15 protein-coding genes and 1 pseudogene are annotated in these 16089 nt (G+C 71.6%); 4 read left to right on the top strand and 12 right to left on the bottom strand.

The window, feature by feature from the left end:
- Positions 1–21: 21 nt before the first annotated feature.
- The 5 genes from ACFW22_RS28070 to rimP all read right to left on the bottom strand — a co-directional run bounded on the left by ACFW22_RS28070 (position 22) and on the right by rimP (position 5556).
- Positions 22–315, bottom strand: coding sequence for a DUF503 domain-containing protein (locus ACFW22_RS28070; RefSeq protein WP_386409664.1), 294 nt, complete (start codon positions 313–315; stop codon positions 22–24).
- Positions 316–465: 150 nt separating this feature from the next.
- Complete coding sequence (gene infB / locus ACFW22_RS28065) at positions 466–3555, bottom strand: translation initiation factor IF-2 (RefSeq protein ID WP_386409662.1); 3090 nt, start codon at positions 3553–3555, stop codon at positions 466–468.
- A 149-nt stretch (positions 3556–3704) separates the two neighbouring features.
- Positions 3705–3986, bottom strand: coding sequence for a YlxR family protein (locus ACFW22_RS28060; RefSeq protein WP_384883914.1), 282 nt, complete (start codon positions 3984–3986; stop codon positions 3705–3707).
- Between the two features lie 74 nt (positions 3987–4060).
- A complete protein-coding gene (gene nusA / locus ACFW22_RS28055) occupies positions 4061–5056 on the bottom strand; it encodes a transcription termination factor NusA (RefSeq protein ID WP_384883917.1) in 996 nt (331 codons plus the stop codon).
- A 2-nt stretch (positions 5057–5058) separates the two neighbouring features.
- Positions 5059–5556: a ribosome maturation factor RimP gene (rimP, locus tag ACFW22_RS28050; protein WP_386409659.1), complete on the bottom strand. Its 498-nt coding sequence runs from the start codon at positions 5554–5556 to the stop codon at positions 5059–5061.
- A 124-nt stretch (positions 5557–5680) separates the two neighbouring features.
- On the opposite strand from rimP, the gene ACFW22_RS28045 reads away from it, so the two are divergent.
- From ACFW22_RS28045 to ACFW22_RS28030, 4 genes are read left to right on the top strand one after another with little or no spacing between them, the layout of a single operon-like run.
- Positions 5681–6310, top strand: a complete 630-nt coding sequence (locus ACFW22_RS28045) for a hypothetical protein (RefSeq protein ID WP_386409714.1) — start codon at positions 5681–5683, stop codon at positions 6308–6310.
- Positions 6307–6723 (top strand): ferritin-like domain-containing protein, encoded by a 417-nt coding sequence (locus ACFW22_RS28040; protein WP_386409657.1) that lies wholly within the window; start codon positions 6307–6309, stop codon positions 6721–6723. The genes ACFW22_RS28045 and ACFW22_RS28040 overlap by 4 nt, the downstream gene beginning before the upstream one ends.
- Before the next feature lie 30 nt (positions 6724–6753).
- A complete protein-coding gene (locus ACFW22_RS28035; RefSeq protein WP_386409655.1) occupies positions 6754–7653 on the top strand; it encodes an aminoglycoside phosphotransferase family protein in 900 nt (299 codons plus the stop codon).
- Positions 7654–7699: 46 nt separating this feature from the next.
- Positions 7700–8599 carry a slipin family protein gene (locus ACFW22_RS28030; protein WP_386409653.1) on the top strand — a complete coding sequence of 300 codons (900 nt, stop codon included), beginning with the start codon at positions 7700–7702 and terminating at the stop codon, positions 8597–8599.
- Between the two features lie 124 nt (positions 8600–8723).
- Here the strand turns inward: ACFW22_RS28030 and ACFW22_RS28025 are convergent, their stop codons facing one another.
- From ACFW22_RS28025 to ACFW22_RS27995, 7 genes and pseudogenes are all read right to left on the bottom strand, one after another.
- The gene (locus ACFW22_RS28025) at positions 8724–10424 is read right to left on the bottom strand and encodes a proline--tRNA ligase (RefSeq protein ID WP_386409651.1); all 1701 of its coding nucleotides are present in this window, start codon (positions 10422–10424) and stop codon (positions 8724–8726) included.
- 105 nt (positions 10425–10529) lie between these two features.
- A complete protein-coding gene (locus ACFW22_RS28020; RefSeq protein ID WP_386409649.1) occupies positions 10530–11075 on the bottom strand; it encodes a GNAT family N-acetyltransferase in 546 nt (181 codons plus the stop codon).
- A 28-nt stretch (positions 11076–11103) separates the two neighbouring features.
- Positions 11104–11949, bottom strand: a complete 846-nt coding sequence (locus tag ACFW22_RS28015; protein ID WP_386409647.1) for a GNAT family N-acetyltransferase — start codon at positions 11947–11949, stop codon at positions 11104–11106.
- A 130-nt stretch (positions 11950–12079) separates the two neighbouring features.
- Positions 12080–13237 (bottom strand): flavodoxin-dependent (E)-4-hydroxy-3-methylbut-2-enyl-diphosphate synthase, encoded by a 1158-nt coding sequence (gene ispG, locus ACFW22_RS28010; RefSeq protein WP_386409645.1) that lies wholly within the window; start codon positions 13235–13237, stop codon positions 12080–12082.
- Positions 13238–13340: 103 nt separating this feature from the next.
- Entirely contained in the window at positions 13341–14648 is a 1308-nt protein-coding gene (locus ACFW22_RS28005) for a M50 family metallopeptidase (RefSeq protein WP_386409643.1), read from the bottom strand.
- A complete protein-coding gene (dxr, locus tag ACFW22_RS28000) occupies positions 14645–15895 on the bottom strand; it encodes a 1-deoxy-D-xylulose-5-phosphate reductoisomerase (RefSeq protein WP_386409641.1) in 1251 nt (416 codons plus the stop codon). Before dxr ends, ACFW22_RS28005 begins: the two co-directional genes overlap by 4 nt.
- 33 nt (positions 15896–15928) lie before the next feature.
- Positions 15929–16089: pseudogene (locus ACFW22_RS27995) on the bottom strand (3-phosphoshikimate 1-carboxyvinyltransferase); the annotation flags it as partial.

The raw sequence follows: 16089 nt of genomic DNA, 5'->3' as shown, positions 1-16089 counted from the left end.
CTCCTTCTTTGCCTTGCTCAATCAGTCTTCATCAGTGTGGAGCCTGCGGCGCACCGACAGCAGCTCCACCTCCGGCCGGGCGGCGACGAGCCGCTCACAGCGGTCGAGCACGTCCGATACGAATCCGTGGTCCCCGGACACCAGCGCAACGCCCAGCCGGGCCCTGCGATGGAGGTCCTGCTCGCCCACCTCGGCCGCGCTCACGGAGAACTTGCGCTGGAGCTCGGCGACGATGGGCCGGACGACGGAGCGTTTCTCCTTCAACGAATGGACATCGCCGAGGAGGAGGTCGAAGGACAGTGTCCCCACGTACATGCGGTGCCGGATGTCCCGCCGGTTCGGGTTCGGTGGCCTGCCGCGCCGTCGCGGGGCAGGGACACCAGAACCGTACACGCAACGGCCGGGGCCGATCGACGGAATAAGTTCCGCCGACCGGCCCCGACTCAGTGCTGCGATCGGACGCGATCAGGCGCGCGGCTTCTCGCGCATCTCGTACGTCGCGATGACGTCGTCGACCTTGATGTCGTTGAAGTTTCCGAGGTTGATACCACCCTCGAAGCCCTCGCGGATCTCGGTGACGTCGTCCTTGAAGCGGCGCAGGCCCTCGATGTTGAGGTTCTCCGCGATGACCTTGCCGTCGCGGATGAGGCGCGCCTTGGTGTTGCGCTTGACCTCGCCCGAGCGGATGAGGACACCGGCGATGTTGCCCAGCTTGGACGAGCGGAAGACCTCGCGGATCTCCGCCGTACCGAGCTCGACCTCTTCGTACTCCGGCTTGAGGAGGCCCTTGAGCGCCGCCTCGATCTCCTCGATCGCCTGGTAGATGACCGAGTAGTACCGGACGTCGACGCCCTCGCGCTCCGCCATCTGCGCGGCCCGGCCGGCCGCACGGACGTTGTAGCCGATGACGATGGCGTCGGAGCCCATGGCCAGGTCGATGTCGGACTCGGTGACCGCACCCACACCGCGGTGCAGGACGCGGATGTCGACCTCTTCGCCGACGTCGAGCTGGAGCAGCGAGGACTCGAGGGCCTCCACCGCACCGGACGCGTCGCCCTTGATGATGAGGTTGAGTTCCTGGATCTGACCGGCCTTGAGCACCTTGTCGAGGTCCTCCAGGGACACCCGGCGGACGCGCTTGGCGAAAGCGGCGTTGCGCTCGCGCGCAGCGCGCTTCTCGGCGATCTGGCGGGCGGTGCGGTCCTCGTCGACGACGAGGAAGTTGTCACCGGCACCCGGAACGTTGGTGAGACCGAGCACGAGGACCGGAGTCGACGGCGCCGCCTCTTCGACGTTGTTGCCCTTGTCGTCGAGCATCGCCCGGACACGGCCGTACGCGTCGCCGACGACCATCGTGTCGCCGATGCGCAGCGTTCCGCGCTGGACCAGGACGGTCGAGACCGCACCGCGACCACGGTCGAGGTGGGACTCGATCGCGATGCCCTGCGCGTCCTGGTTCGGGTTGGCCCGCAGGTCGAGCGAGGCGTCCGCGGTGAGGACCACGGCCTCCAGCAGGGAGTCGATGTTGAGACCCTGCTTGGCGGAGATGTCGACGAACATCGTGTCGCCGCCGTACTCCTCGGCCACCAGACCGAACTCGGTCAGCTGGCCGCGGACCTTGGTCGGGTCCGCACCCTCGACGTCGATCTTGTTGACCGCGACGACGATCGGCACGTCGGCCGCCTTGGCGTGGTTGAGCGCCTCGATCGTCTGGGGCATCACGCCGTCGTTGGCCGCCACCACGAGGATCGCGATGTCGGTCGACTTCGCACCACGGGCACGCATGGCGGTGAACGCCTCGTGACCCGGGGTGTCGATGAAGGTGATGGCCCGGTCCTCGTCGTTGACCTGGGTCGTGACCTGGTAGGCACCGATGTGCTGGGTGATGCCACCGGCCTCGCCCGCGACCACGTTGGTCTTGCGGATCGCGTCGAGGAGTCGGGTCTTACCGTGGTCGACGTGACCCATGACGGTCACGACCGGCGGACGGGAGACCAGCGCCTCTTCGCCGCCCTCGTCCTCGCCGAACTCGATGTCGAAGGACTCGAGCAGCTCACGGTCCTCCTCCTCCGGCGAAACGATCTGAACCTGGTAGTTCATCTCGTCGCCGAGGAGCTGCAGGGTCTCGTCGGAGACGGACTGCGTGGCCGTGACCATCTCGCCGAGGTTCATCATGACCGCGACGAGCGACGCCGGGTTGGCGCCGATCTTCTCGGCGAAGTCGGTGAGGGAGGCACCGCGCGACAGGCGAATGGCTTCGCCGTTGCCGCGGGGCAGCATCACGCCGCCCACGGACGGGGCCTGCATGGCCTCGTACTCCTGGCGCCTCTGCCGCTTCGACTTGCGACCGCGACGCGCGGGACCGCCGGGACGACCGAAGGCGCCCTGCGTGCCACCACGGCCACCCGGGCCGCCGGGACGACCGCCGAAGCCGCCGGGACGACCGCCGAAGCCGCCGCCACCGGGACCGCCGGGACGACCGCCGCCGCCACCGGGACCGCCGGGACGACCGGCGAAGCCGCCGCCACCGCCGCCGGGACCGGCCGGACGACCGGCGAAGCCCGGACGACCGCCGCCGCCACCGGCACCGCCGGGACGACCGCCACCGCCACCGGGACCACGACCGCCGGGGCCGGGACGCGGGCCGGCAGCGGGACGCTGCGGCATCATGCCCGGGTTCGGACGGTTACCGCCGGGCGCGCCGCCCGGACGGGGGGCCTGCGGGCGGGGCATGCCGCCCGGGGTCGGACGCGGAGCGCCGCCCTGGGGACGCGGAGCACCACCGGGGCCGCCCTGCGGACGCGGGGCGCCCGGAGCACCACCGGGGCCGCCGGGACGGGGGGCGCCGCCACCCGGACGGGGCGCCTGCGGGCGCGCCATGCCGGTGGAGCCACCCGAGGTGAAGGGGTTGTTGCCCGGACGGGGACCGGCCGGACGGGCACCGCCCGGACGGGGACCCTGCTGGCCGCCGGGGCGCGGTGCGCCCTGGCCCTGCGGGCGGTTCTGCTGGCCCGGACGCGCGCCCGGACGGGGGCCCGGGGTCGCACCGGAGGGGCGCTGACCGGCGGCGGGGGCCGACGGGGGCGCGGTGAACTCCGGGGTGGTCGGAGCCGGAGAGGCCGGCGCCTGCTTCGGCGCGGCCGGGGGCTTCGGACCCGGGGTGGGACGCGGGCCGGGAGTGGCCGGCGTCACGGGCTTCTCGGCCGCCGCGGGCTTGGGCGCCGGGGTGGGCGCGCCAGGCTTCGGGGCAGGGGGACGGGGGGCCGCCGGCTTGGCGGCGGGGGAGGTGCCCCCGGCCTGCGCGGGAGCCGACGGTGCCGGCTTGGGCGCGGCGGGGGAAGGCGCTGCCTTGCGGGGCGCGCCGGGCTTCGCAGCGGTCTTGCCGGCGTTGCCGCCGGGACCCTGCAAAGCGTCAGTCAACTTGCGCACGACCGGCGCCTCGATCGTCGAGGACGCCGAACGGACGAATTCACCGAGTTCTTGGAGCTTGGCCATGACGACCTTGCTCTCCACACCGAACTCCTTGGCGAGTTCGTATACCCGGACCTTAGCCACTTCGCTCCTTTGAGGTCCGGATTACCGCCGGACCGTCGCTACTTCATGGGCGTACTCATCGCGTACTCATCGAGTGCTCATCGCAATCTCGACCTACTTCCAACTCGCGAGGTACCTGACCGCACGGTGTTCCGTGCCGTACTTCTTGTTCACTGCGGTGCCACCTGCTCGACGTGCTGGCGGAGCGCCTCGGTGTCGAGCGGTCCCTGGGCCTTGAAGGCCCTCGGGAAGGCTCGACGGCGTACCGCCAGATCGAGACAGACCACGGCGGGGTGCAGGTACGCACCCCGGCCGGGTAGCGTACCGCGATGATCGGGAACGCACTCGTCCTTACTCACCACGATCCGCAGCAGATCGCTCTTGGCCGCCCGCTCCCGGCACCCCACACAGGTTCGCTCAGGGCACGCGCGGGCATGCGTCCGGCCAGACACGATTAAGTCTACCTCCCCGTATCGACCTCACCCGTTTGGGGCAAGAATCGAACAGTCGATGGCCAAAAAGGGCCTCAGTCCTGCGGCTCGACCGGCTCCGTGTCCGGACGGATGTCGATCCGCCAGCCGGTGAGCCGCGCGGCGAGGCGGGCGTTCTGCCCCTCCTTGCCGATCGCCAGCGACAGCTGGTAGTCCGGCACCGTGACCCGGGCGGAGCGGGCGGCCAGGTCGACGATCTCGACCTTGGAGACCCGCGCCGGGGAGAGCGCGTTCGCCACCATCTCGGCCGGGTCGTCCGACCAGTCGACGATGTCGATCTTCTCGCCGAGCAGCTCCGCCATCACGTTGCGGACCCGGCTGCCCATCGGGCCGATGCAGGCGCCCTTGGGGTTCAGGCCCGAACGGGTGGACCGCACGGCGATCTTGGTGCGGTGACCCGCCTCACGGGCGATGGCCGCGATCTCGACGGAACCGTCGGCGATCTCCGGCACCTCCAGCGCGAAGAGCTTCTTCACCAGATTGGGGTGGGTCCGCGAAAGGGTGACGGACGGACCGCGGACGCCCTTCGCCACCCGGACGACGTACGTGCGCAGCCGCAGGCCGTGCGTGTAGTCCTCGCCCGGCACCTGCTCCTGCTTCGGGAGGATGGCCTCCAGCTTGTCGTCCAGCTTCACCAGGACGTTCTGCGGGTCCTTGCCCTGCTGCACCACACCGGCGACGACGTCGCCCTCGCGGCGCGCGTACTCGCCGAAGGTCACGTCGTTCTCGGCGTCCCGCAGCCGCTGCTGGATGACCTGACGGGCGGTGCTCGCCGCGATCCGGCCGAAGTCCGACGGGGTGTCGTCGAAGTCCTTGGGCTCCTGGCCCTCCTCCAGGTCGGAGGGGTCCTCCTTCGCCCACACCGTCACGTGGCCGGTGGCCCGGTTCAGCTCCACGCGCGCGTGACGGCGGGCGTCGGGGGTGCGGTGGTACGCGATGAGGAGGGCCGATTCGATCGCCTCGACCAGCATCTCGAAGGAGATTTCCTTCTCCTGTGCCAAGCCCTTCAGGAGCTTCACGTCGATGTCCACGGCTACGCCTCCTCTTCCTTCTTGTCCTTGCGGTTGAACTCGATCTCGACACGCGCCTTGGCGATCTCGGCGAACTCGACGCGGCGGGCGGTGGGCTTGCGCCCCTTCACGCCGGGAACCTCCGTGTCGATGCCGTCCTCGTCCACGGCGAGGATCCGGGTCACCAGGTCCCCGCCCTCGACGAGCTGGAGCTTCGTCAGCCGGCCGGTGGCCCGCACGTAGTGGCGGTGCTCGGTCAGGGGGCGGTCGGCGCCGGGGGAACTGACTTCGAGGACGTATTCGCCCTCGCCCATCGCATCGGTCTCGTCGAGCTTCTCGGAGATCGCGCGGCTCAGCTCGGCACAGGCGTCCAGCTCCACGCCCTCGTCCGAGTCGACGACGATCCGCAGCAGTCCGCGGCGGCCGGCCCGGGACGTCTCGATCTCTTCCAGATCCAGGCCCTTGGCGGCGACGAGCGGCTCCACGAGTCCGCGCAGCCTGTCGCTCTGGGTGGTGCTCATCCGGGTGACTCCTCGGCCGCGTGTGCTGTTGTGGGTTCGTCGCGTGTCAGACCAAAGGGTATCCGGTCCCGGAGGGTGTTGCCGTCCACCGCCCCGGAGCCCGCGGGTACGCTCGCCTGCGGTGATCTCGGCGATCTTCGACGACGGACGGCAGACGGGGAGAGAAGACGTGCGGACGACGGACAGACGCGGACTCCTCGTCGCGGGAGCGGCGGCGGGAGCGACGGTCCTCACGGCCTGCACCTCGACGGGCGGTGGACCCCGGCGGCCGAGCGCCGCCGAGCTGGAGGCCGAACGGGTGGCACGTGCCGAAGCCGCCCTGCGCCTGCGGTCGGTGACCACCGCGCACGGGCTGCTGGAACGTTACGACGCCACGCTGGCCGCACACCCGGCCCTGGCGGCCCGGCTCGCCCCGCTGCGCGGTGCGGTGGTGGCGCACGCCGAGGTCCTGGGCGAGGGGGGCGCGACGCCGCCGCCCTCGCAGCCCGCGCCGCCCGCGCCGCCCACGGCCCCGTCGACCGCCACCGCCACCGCCACCGCCACCGGGAAGCCCACGGCCTCCGGCGCGCCCGTTCGGGTGGCGGCCGACCCCCGGGCCGCCCTGCAGGAGCTCGCCGCCGCCGAGCGCGCCGCTTCGGACGGGCACGCGGCCGCGCTGCTCGCCGCCCCTCCCGAGTACGCACGGCTCCTCGCCTCGGTCGCGGCGTCGGGCGCCGTGCACGCCTATCTGCTGACCGAAGGAGCCCGGGCATGAGCGCCCTCGACGCCACCCAGGCCGCGCTGGCCGCCGAGCACGCGGCGGTGTACGGCTACGGCGTCGTCGGCGGGCGCCTGGGAGCGGAGCGGCGCGCCGAAGCCGCCTCCGCCCACACGGCCCACCGGGCGCGCCGGGACGCGCTGCGCCGTACCGTGCGGGACCTCGGCGGGACTCCGGTGGTGGCCGAGGCCGCGTACGCGCTGCCGTTCCGGGTCGCGGACGCGGCCGACGCGGAACGCCTCGCCGCCGTCCTGGAGGACCGGGTGGCCGGGGTGTACTCCGATCTCGTACGGGCCACCGAGGGCAGCGCGCGGGCCGAGGCGGCCGCTGCGCTCCGGGAGGCGGCGGTACGCGCGGTCCGCTGGCGCGGCAGCGACGTAACCTTTCCTGGGCTCGCCGAGCGCGCGTAGTCCCGCACCGACCGAAGGAACAACGCACGCATGGGTTTCGAACCGCCGCAGCGGCTGCTCAGGACGCTCGGCGAGACCTACGGGGACGCCACGGCGGCCGAGTGGCTGGAAAAGCTGCCCGCGCTCGCCGATCAGGTGCTCGACCACGCCTCCCTGGACGGCGAACGGGTGATGGCTCCCGGCGGACGGAGCAGCATGGTCGTGCTCGTCCGGCGCCCCGACGGCTCCCCCGCCGCGTTGAAGCTCGCGCCGCCGTTCGCCCGACCGGACCTGGAGCGGGACGCGCTGGCGCACTGGGACGGCTGGGGCGCGGTGCGGCTCCTCGACGAGGCGGGTGAGGGGGCTCTCCTCCTCGAGCGGCTGCACCCCGAGGTGTCGCTGCGGTCCCTGCCGGAGGCGAAGGCGCTCCTGGAAGCGGCCGGCACCGTGCGGAGGCTGTGGGTCGAGCCGCCGCCGTCGCACGGCTTCGAGACGGTGGCGGAGCGGACGGCCCGGCAGGCCGGGGCCATGGTCCCCCACCGCTCCGCGGCGGCGACCGCCGAACTGACGGCGGCGGCGCTGGCGGCGCGCGAGGAACTGGTGGCGACCGACGCCGAGACCGTCCTGCTGCACGGGAACTTCCGGCAGGGCAAGGTGCTCGCCGGCGACCGGGCGCCCTGGCTGGCCGTCGGCCCCGAGCCGCTGGTCGGCGAACGGGCCTATGACCTCGCCCGGCTCGTCCGGGACCGGGTCGAGGACCTCGTGGCCGCCTCCTCGGGCGCCTCGGCGGCCCGGCGACGGGTCAACAAGCTGGCGGACTCGCTGGACGTGGACCGTGAGCGACTGCGCGGCTGGACCTTGTTCCGCGCCGTCGAATCGGGGACGAGGGCACTGGCGGCGGGGCGGCGACAGGATGCCGAACTGCTCCTGGAGTTCGCGAGCTGGCTTTAGGGGAATACCCTTTTTGTACTGTTCGGCTCGATTCCAGGGGGCCGTGATGATCCAAGAGCTGCTGATGGTGGCGGCCGGTGTGGGCGCCGCGCTCGTGGTGTACGCGGGTGCGGCGGCACGGATCGTGAAGCAGTACGAGCGCGGCGTGGTCTTCCGCTTCGGTCGGCTGCGCAACGACGTCCGCCCACCGGGGTTCACGATGATCGTGCCGATCGTGGACACCCTGCACAAGGTGAACATGCAGATCGTCACGATGCCGGTGCCCGCGCAGGAGGGCATCACCCGGGACAACGTGACGGTGCGGGTCGACGCGGTCGTCTACTTCAAGGTCGTCGACCCCGCGGACGCGGTGGTCCGGGTCGAGGACTACAAGTTCGCGGTCTCGCAGATGGCGCAGACCTCGCTGCGGTCCATCATCGGCAAGAGCGACCTGGACGACCTGCTCTCCAACCGGGAGAAGCTCAACCAGGGCCTGGAGCTGATGCTCGACAGTCCGGCGATGGGCTGGGGCGTCGCGATCGACCGGGTCGAGATCAAGGACGTGTCGCTGCCGGAGACCATGAAGCGCTCGATGGCCCGGCAGGCGGAGGCCGACCGCGAGCGGCGGGCCCGGGTGATCAACGCGGACGCGGAGCTCCAGGCCTCGAAGAAGCTGGCGGAGGCGGCGGGGGTGATGTCGGCGCAGCCGGCCGCACTGCAGCTGCGGCTGCTGCAGACGGTGATGGCCGTGTCCGCCGAGAAGAACTCGACGCTGGTCCTGCCGATCCCGGTGGAACTGCTGCGCTTCCTGGAGCGCGCGGCTCCCGGAGCGGCGGGTGAGGAGGCGGTCACTCCGGCGCCGCCGCTGAGCGAGGCGTACTTGCGGGGCCGGGCGGCGGCGGAGGAAGCGATCGAAGACCTGACGGGGACGTCGGTGGAACCGGCTCCCCGGGAGGACGGCGCCTGAGCCCCGCCCCGCCGGCCCCGGACCGTTCCGGACCGGCGGGCCGCGGGTGGGTACGGGTGCCGCCCCGCGCACACGGGGGCGGACGGAGGGGGGCGCCGCCCGGCGGGGCGGCGCCCCCCTCTGCTCACGCCGTCAGACGGGCGATGGCCTCGTCGACCGGAAGCTCCTCGCGCTCCCCCGTCCGGCGGTCCTTCAGCTCCACCACGCCTTCGCCCGAGCGGCGGCCCGCGACGAGGATCTTCGGGACGCCCATCAGCTCGGCATCGGTGAACTTGACGCCCGGGGAGACCCCCGCGCGGTCGTCGACCAGGACGCGGAGGCCGGCGGCGGCCAGCTTGTCCGAGAGCTCCAGGGCCAGCTCGATCTGGAGTGCCTTGCCGGCGGCGACGACGTGGACGTCCGCGGGGGCGACCTCCGCGGGCCAGCACAGGCCCTTCTCGTCGGCGGTCTGCTCGGCGAGGGCCGCGACCGCGCGGGAGACGCCGATGCCGTACGAGCCCATGGTCACCCGGACCGGCTTGCCGTTCTGACCGAGGACGTCGAGCTTGAGGGCGTCGGCGTACTTGCGGCCCAGCTGGAAGATGTGACCGATCTCGATCGCGCGGTCCAGCTTGAGGCCGGTGCCGCACGTGGGGCAGGGGTCGCCCTCCTGGACGACGACGACGTCGACGTACTCGTCGACCTCGAAGTCACGGCCCGCGACCACGTTCTTGGCGTGCATCCCGTCCTTGTTGGCACCCGTGATCCAGGCGGTGCCGGGGGCCACGCGCGGGTCGGCGAGGTACTTCACCTTCTCCAGCCCCTGCGGGCCGACGTAGCCGCGGACCAGGTCCGCTCGCTCGGCGAAGTCCGCCTCCGTCACCATCTCCACGGTAGCCGGGGCGAAGTGCGCCTCCACCTTGTCCAGGTCGACCTCGCGGTCTCCGGGGACGCCGACCGCGACGATCTCGCCGTCGACCTTCACCAGGAGGTTCTTGAGGGTCGCGGAGGCGGGCACGCCCAAGGAGGCCGCGAGGGTCTCGATCGTCGGGGTGTCCGGGGTGGGGATCTCCTCGGCAGCGGCGACGGCGGAGCCGTCCACCGCCTTCAGCTCGTACGCGACGGCCTCGGTGTTGGCCGCGAAGTCACAGTTCGGGCAGTCGGCGAAGGTGTCCTCGCCGGCCTCGGCCGGGGCGAGGAACTCCTCGGACTTCGATCCGCCCATGGCGCCCGCGGTGGCGGCACAGATGCGGTAGTCGAGGCCGAGGCGCTCGAAGACCCGCTGGTAGGCCTGGCGGTGCAGGGCGTAGGAGTGGGCGAGGCCCTCGTCCTCGGTGTCGAAGGAGTAGGAGTCCTTCATCAGGAACTCGCGGCCGCGCAGGATGCCGGCGCGGGGACGGGCCTCGTCACGGAACTTGGTCTGGATCTGGTAGAGGATCACCGGCAGGTCCTTGTAGGACGAGCACTGGTCCTTCACCAGGAGCGTGAAGATCTCCTCGTGGGTGGGGCCGAGGAGGTAGTCGCCGCCCTTGCGGTCCTGGAGCCGGAAGAGTTCGGCGCCGTACTCGTCCCAACGGCCGGTGGCCTCGTAGGGCTCGCGGGGCAGCAGCGCGGGGAGGGAGACCTCCTGGGCGCCGATGGCGTCCATCTCCTCGCGGACGATCCGCTCGACGTTGGCCAGGACCTTCTTGCCGAGGGGCAGCCAGCTCCAGATGCCGGCGGCGGTGCGGCGGACGTAGCCGGCACGGACGAGGAGCTTGTGGCTGAGGACCTCGGCGTCCGCCGGGTCGTCGCGCAGCGTCTTCGCCATCAACTGGGACATGCGCTGGACCGGTGCGTTGGCCATGGTTCTCGTACTCCTGCCGGGCTGGTGGTCCCCCCGCTCAAACGCGGCCGAGCGTGGGGGAGGTGATGGCTAGGAGGTTAGCCGGGGGGCACCGGCGACGAGAAATCAGTTCCGGCGCTTGAGCGGCAGCGGGGCGCCCATGACCGCGTACGGACGGATGGCACTGGGGAAGTGGACCTGCCGGGCCAGGTCGACGTAGCCGAGGGACCGGTAGAGACAGCGGGCCGGGCTGTCGGCGTCGATCGCGGAGAGGATCGAACGCGGCTCGGCGGCGCCGTCGGTGAGCGTGGTGATCAGGGAACGCCCCACGCCCCGGCCCTGGAAGGCGGGGTGGACGTGGAGCTCGGTGATGGCGAAGGAGTCGTCGAGCCAGTCGGCGGTGCCGGTGGCCCTCAGGTACGTCTCGACCACGGTGGACCACCAGTGGGTGCGGTCGTTCGGCATCCCGTACACGAAGCCGACGAGCCGTCCCCCGGGCGTGGTGGCCCCGAGGGCGCGGGCGCCGGGGCTGAGGAGGTGGCGCAGCACGATGTGGCGGCGCACGGCGACCTCGTCGTCGTCCAGGCCGAAGGCGACCGCCTGCACGGCGAGGGCCTCGTCCACCCGGGCGGCGAGATTGACCGGTCCGATCGCGACCTCTGCGTCATCCATGCGGCGCACCCTACAAGCGCCCGGGGCCTCAGAACAGCACGCTCATGAAGGCGCCGGTCTCGCGGAAGCCGACGCGGCGGTACGCGGCCCTCGCCGGGGCGTTGAAGTCGTTGACGTACAGGCTGACGACGGGGGCGACGTCGGCCAGGGCGTACCGGACGACGGCGGCCATGCCGGTCTCGGAGAGGCCCTTGCCGCGGTGTTCGGGGGCGACCCAGACGCCCTGGATCTGGCAGGCCTGGTGGGTGGCGGCACCGATCTCGGCCTTGAAGACGACCTTGCCCTCCTCGATGCGGGCGAAGGAGCGGCCGGCGCCGACGAGCTCGGCGACCCGGGCCTGGTAGAGCAGGCCGCCGTCGTTGGCGAGCGGGGAGACGCCGACCTCCTCGGTGAACATGGCGACGCAGGCGGGCATGATCACCTCCATCTCGTCCTTGCGGACGCGGCGGACCAGCGGATCCGGCACGACCGTGCTGGAGGGCTCCTCGATGACCATCAGCGGCTGATGGGCGCGGACGTCCCTGGCCGGGCCCCAGCCGGGCTCCAGGAGCCGCCACAGCGCGGCGGTGGGCTCGGCGGGGCCCACGATCGAGGAGCACCGGCGGCCGATCCTGCGGGCCCGGTCGGCGAAGGCGCGGACGGCCTCGGGGGTGGCGCAGATGGGGACGAGGTTGGCGCCGGAGTAGCACAGCGAGCGCAGTCTGCCTTCGGTGTACCAGCCCCACATCTCGCCGCCGAGACGCCAGGGATCGAGTCCCGCGGCCCGGACGCGAGCGGCGACGAAGGCGTTCTCGACGGGGGCGCTCTCCAGGACGGCGAGCGCGGCACCGAGGTCGGCGGGTTCGAGGACCCGCGTGGTGGTCTCTGTCAGCACGAGGGGGCCTCACGGTACGGATCTGCTGGTCTCCGCACTGTACCCCCGCGGCACCGGGCGGGGCCCGTCATGCCGACGAGGCCCCTCCACCGGGTGGGGCGGAGGGGCCTCGTACGGGGTTCCGGAGGGATCAGCCGGCGATGGCGACCGTCGGCTCGCCGCTGGTGACGCCGTCCTTCTCCATCTGCTCGGCGATCTTGAGCGCCTCTTCGATGAGGGTCTCGACGATCTTCGACTCGGGAACGGTCTTGATGACCTCGCCCTTGACGAAGATCTGGCCCTTGCCGTTGCCGGAGGCGACGCCGAGGTCGGCCTCACGGGCCTCGCCGGGGCCGTTGACGACGCAGCCCATGACGGCGACGCGCAGCGGGACGGTCATGCCGTCGAGGCCGGCGGTGACCTCCTCGGCGAGCTTGTAGACGTCGACCTGGGCGCGTCCGCAGGACGGGCAGGAGACGATCTCCAGACGGCGCTGGCGCAGGTTCAGCGATTCCAGGATCTGGATGCCGACCTTGATCTCCTCGGCCGGCGGCGCGGAGAGCGAGACCCGGATGGTGTCGCCGATGCCCTGGGAGAGCAGGGCACCGAAGGCGACGGCCGACTTGATGGTGCCCTGGAAGGCGGGGCCCGCCTCGGTGACGCCGAGGTGGAGCGGGTAGTCGCACTGGGCGGCGAGCTGGCGGTACGCCTCCACCATGACGACCGGGTCGTTGTGCTTGACCGAGATCTTGATGTCGCGGAAGCCGTGCTCCTCGAAGAGGGACGCCTCCCAGAGCGCGGACTCGACGAGCGCCTCGGGGGTGGCCTTGCCGTACTTCTTCAGGAGCCGGGCGTCGAGCGAGCCGGCGTTGACCCCGATCCGGATCGGGGTGCCGGCGTCGGAGGCCGCCTTGGCGATCTCCTTGACCTTGTCGTCGAACTGCTTGATGTTGCCCGGGTTGACGCGGACGGCCGCGCAGCCGGCGTCGATCGCGGCGAAGACGTACTTCGGCTGGAAGTGGATGTCGGCGATGACCGGAATGGAGGACTTCCGGGCGATCGTGGCGAGCGCGTCGGCATCGTCCTGGGTGGGGCAGGCCACCCGGACGATCTGGCAGCCGGAGGCGGTGAGCTCGGCGATCTGCTGGAGCGTGGCGCCGATGTCGGAGGTGCGGGTCGTCGTCATCGACTGCACGGAGACGGGGGCGTCACCGCCGACGGCCACGCTGCCGACCTGGATCTGGCGGCTCTTGCGCCGCTCGGCGAGCCGGGTCGGAACGGTCGGGATACCGAGAGAAATCGCGGTCATCTGAAGTGCAACCTCAAGGTTGTGCGTCGGCGGGCTCAGGTCTCCGAGGTTACCGCCCCGGGGGCGGAGGGCCGGACACCACCGGGTCCGGCCCTCCTGGGGATCACGTGATCTTCACCGGGTTGACGATGTCGGCGGCGAGGACGAGCAGCGTGAAGCAGACGAAGACGCCGGCCACCACATAGGCGGCGGGCATCAGCTTGGCCACGTCGAACGGGCCCGGGTCGGGGCGCTTGAAGATCCGCGCCGTGTGCCGGCGGAGGGACTCCCACAGGGCGCCCGCGATGTGGCCGCCGTCGAGCGGCAGCAGCGGGAGCATGTTGAACAGGAAGAGCGAGACGTTGAACATGACCAGCAGGTTCATGAACATCACGAGGATCGTCGTCGGCGGCGCCTCGACGGTCAGCAGTTCGCCGGTGATGCGGGCGGCGCCGACGACGCCGACCGGGGAGTCCTCGGCCCGCTCGCCGTCGCCGAAGGTGGCGTCCCAGAGGCCGGGGATCTTGCCCGGGAGGGCGATGACCGAGTGGACGCCGTTCTCCAGGAGGCTGGTCATCCGCTCGGAGGTCTCGCCGAAGGTCAGGGGGGCGACCTCGGACGTCGGCTGGAAGCCGAGGTAGCCGGCGTCGACGTACTGGACCGGTCGGACCACGTTGCCGTCCGCGTCCTTCTTCTCGACCTTGTTGACGACCAGGTTGGGATGCAGGTCGAGCCGCTGCCCGTCCCGCTCCACGGTGAGGGTGGCGGGGCCGATGGTGGCGCGGATGCGGTCGGAGAGCGCGTCCCAGTCGGCGACCGGCCGTCCGTTCAGGGCGAGGATGCGGTCCCCGTCCTTGAGCCCCGCCGCGTACGCGGGCGAGACCTGGTCGCCCGCCTGGCACTCGTTGCGCTTCTCGCTCTGCTTGATGACGCACTTCTGGACGCCGGCCACCTGGGTCGTCGGGCCCTCGATGCCGAGCGTCATCATCGAGCCGAAGAACAGCGCCGCCGCCAGGACCAGGTTCATGAAGGGACCGGCGAACATCACGATCACGCGCTTCCACGGCTTGCGCGTGTAGAAGAGCCGCGTCTCGTCGCCGGGCTGGAGCTCCTCGTACGAGGCCTCCCGGGCGTCTTCGATCATGGAGCGCCAGGGCGAGGTGGAACGGGCCTCGATCCTGCCGTCGTCGCCGGGCGGGAACATGCCGATCATGCGGATGTAGCCGCCGGCCGGAATGGCCTTGATGCCGTACTCGGTCTCGCCGCGCTTCTTCGACCAGATCGTGGGGCCGAAGCCGACCATGTACTGCGGCACGCGGATGCCGAAGATCTTGGCGGTGGAGAGGTGGCCCAGCTCGTGCCACGCGATGGAGACGAGGAGCCCCAGCGCGAACAGCAGGATGCCCAGGGCGTACAGGAGCATTTCGGTCATGCGCGGGCCTCCGCTGTTGCCTTCGCTGCGAGCTCTCGGGCCCGGGCCCGGGCCCAGGTCTCCGCTTCGAGGACGTCCGACACCGTGAGCGAGGTTCCCCGGATGGGCTGTCCGTGCTCGGTGACGACCGCTGTGACCGTATCCATGATTCCGTTGAACGGCAGCCGTCCGGCGAGAAACGCCTCGACGCACTCCTCGTTCGCGGCGTTGAAGACGGCGGGGGCGGTGCCGCCCAACTCGCCCACGTGCCGGGCCAGACCGACGGACGGGAAGGCCTCGGTGTCGAGCGGGAAGAACTCCCAACTGGACGCCTTGGTCCAGTCGAAGGCGGGGGCCGCGTCCGGGACCCGCTCGGGCCAGCCGATGCCGATGGCGATCGGGCCGCGCATGTCCGGCGGGGTGGCCTGGGCGAGCGTCGAGCCGTCCGTGAACTCGACCATCGAGTGGACGTACGACTGCGGGTGGACGACGACCTCGATGCGGTCGAACGGGATGTCGTAGAGCAGATGGGCCTCGATGACCTCCAGGCCCTTGTTCACCAGGGTCGCGCTGTTGACCGTGATGACGGGGCCCATGGCCCAGGTCGGGTGGGCGAGGGCGTCCTCGCGGGTGACGTGGGCCAGCTCTTCGCGGGTACGGCCGCGGAAGGGGCCGCCGGACGCGGTGACGACCAGCTTGCGGACGTCGGCGCGGGTGCCGGCGGCGAGCGCCTGGAAGAGGGCCGCGTGCTCGGAGTCGACCGGAATGATCTGACCGGGCTTGGCGAGCTCCTTCACGAGGGGGCCGCCGACGATCAGCGACTCCTTGTTCGCGAGGGCCAGGGTGCGGCCCGCTTCGAGGGCGGCGAGGGTGGGGGCGAGGCCGATGGAGCCGGTGATGCCGTTGAGGACGGTGTGGCAGGGGGAGGCGGCCAGCCGGGTGGCGGCGTCGGGACCCGCCAGCAGCTCGGGGAGCGGCTCGGAGCCGTACAGCGCCCGCAGTGCCTCGCGCAGCTCGGGAAGCACCTCCTCACGGGCCACGGCGACCGCGGCGACCTTCAGCCGGTGCGCCTGCTCGGCGAGCAGGCCGACCCGGCCGCCGGAAGCGGCCAGGGCGGTGACCCGGAAGCGGTCGGGGTTGCGCAGCACCAGGTCGATGGCCTGGGTGCCGATGGACCCGGTCGAGCCGAGGACGACGACGTCCCGGCGTCCTTCGGACACGTCGAAGGCGATGTGCGGATCGGCAAGAGGAGAGGGGCGGTCGCTCATGCCCCCATTCTCACCGCAAACCCCGTGCCGTCTTCACGGGGTGCGGACGAACGCGTCGAACACCCGGTGGAAGTCCGGGAAGGTCTTCTTCACGCAGCCGGGGTCGTCGAAGGTGATGCCGGGCGTGCGCAGCGCCGTGACCGCGAAGGACATCACGATCCGGTGGTCGCCGTGGGTGGCGATCTCGACGGGCC

The organism is Streptomyces sp. NPDC058872 (assembly GCF_042743065.1).
In the GTDB taxonomy this organism is placed as follows: domain Bacteria; phylum Actinomycetota; class Actinomycetes; order Streptomycetales; family Streptomycetaceae; genus Streptomyces.
Note: the sequence above shows the minus strand (reverse complement) of the source record. Positions and strands in the feature narration are given on the sequence as shown.

Bases quoted from the DNA above. Each gene is read 5' to 3' on its own strand.
- ACFW22_RS28025 (WP_386409651.1), bottom strand. From the start codon at position 10,424: ATGGCCAACGCACCGGTCCAGCGCATGTCCCAGTTGATGGCGAAGACG.
- ACFW22_RS28030 (WP_386409653.1), top strand. From the start codon at position 7,700: ATGATCCAAGAGCTGCTGATGGTGGCGGCCGGTGTGGGCGCCGCGCTC.
- ACFW22_RS28005 (WP_386409643.1), bottom strand. From the start codon at position 14,648: ATGACCGAAATGCTCCTGTACGCCCTGGGCATCCTGCTGTTCGCGCTG.
- ACFW22_RS28020 (WP_386409649.1), bottom strand. From the start codon at position 11,075: ATGGATGACGCAGAGGTCGCGATCGGACCGGTCAATCTCGCCGCCCGG.
- ACFW22_RS28040 (WP_386409657.1), top strand. From the start codon at position 6,307: ATGAGCGCCCTCGACGCCACCCAGGCCGCGCTGGCCGCCGAGCACGCG.
- ACFW22_RS28035 (WP_386409655.1), top strand. From the start codon at position 6,754: ATGGGTTTCGAACCGCCGCAGCGGCTGCTCAGGACGCTCGGCGAGACC.
- rimP (WP_386409659.1), bottom strand. From the start codon at position 5,556: ATGAGCACCACCCAGAGCGACAGGCTGCGCGGACTCGTGGAGCCGCTC.
- ACFW22_RS28070 (WP_386409664.1), bottom strand. From the start codon at position 315: ATGTACGTGGGGACACTGTCCTTCGACCTCCTCCTCGGCGATGTCCAT.
- ispG (WP_386409645.1), bottom strand. From the start codon at position 13,237: ATGACCGCGATTTCTCTCGGTATCCCGACCGTTCCGACCCGGCTCGCC.
- dxr (WP_386409641.1), bottom strand. From the start codon at position 15,895: ATGAGCGACCGCCCCTCTCCTCTTGCCGATCCGCACATCGCCTTCGAC.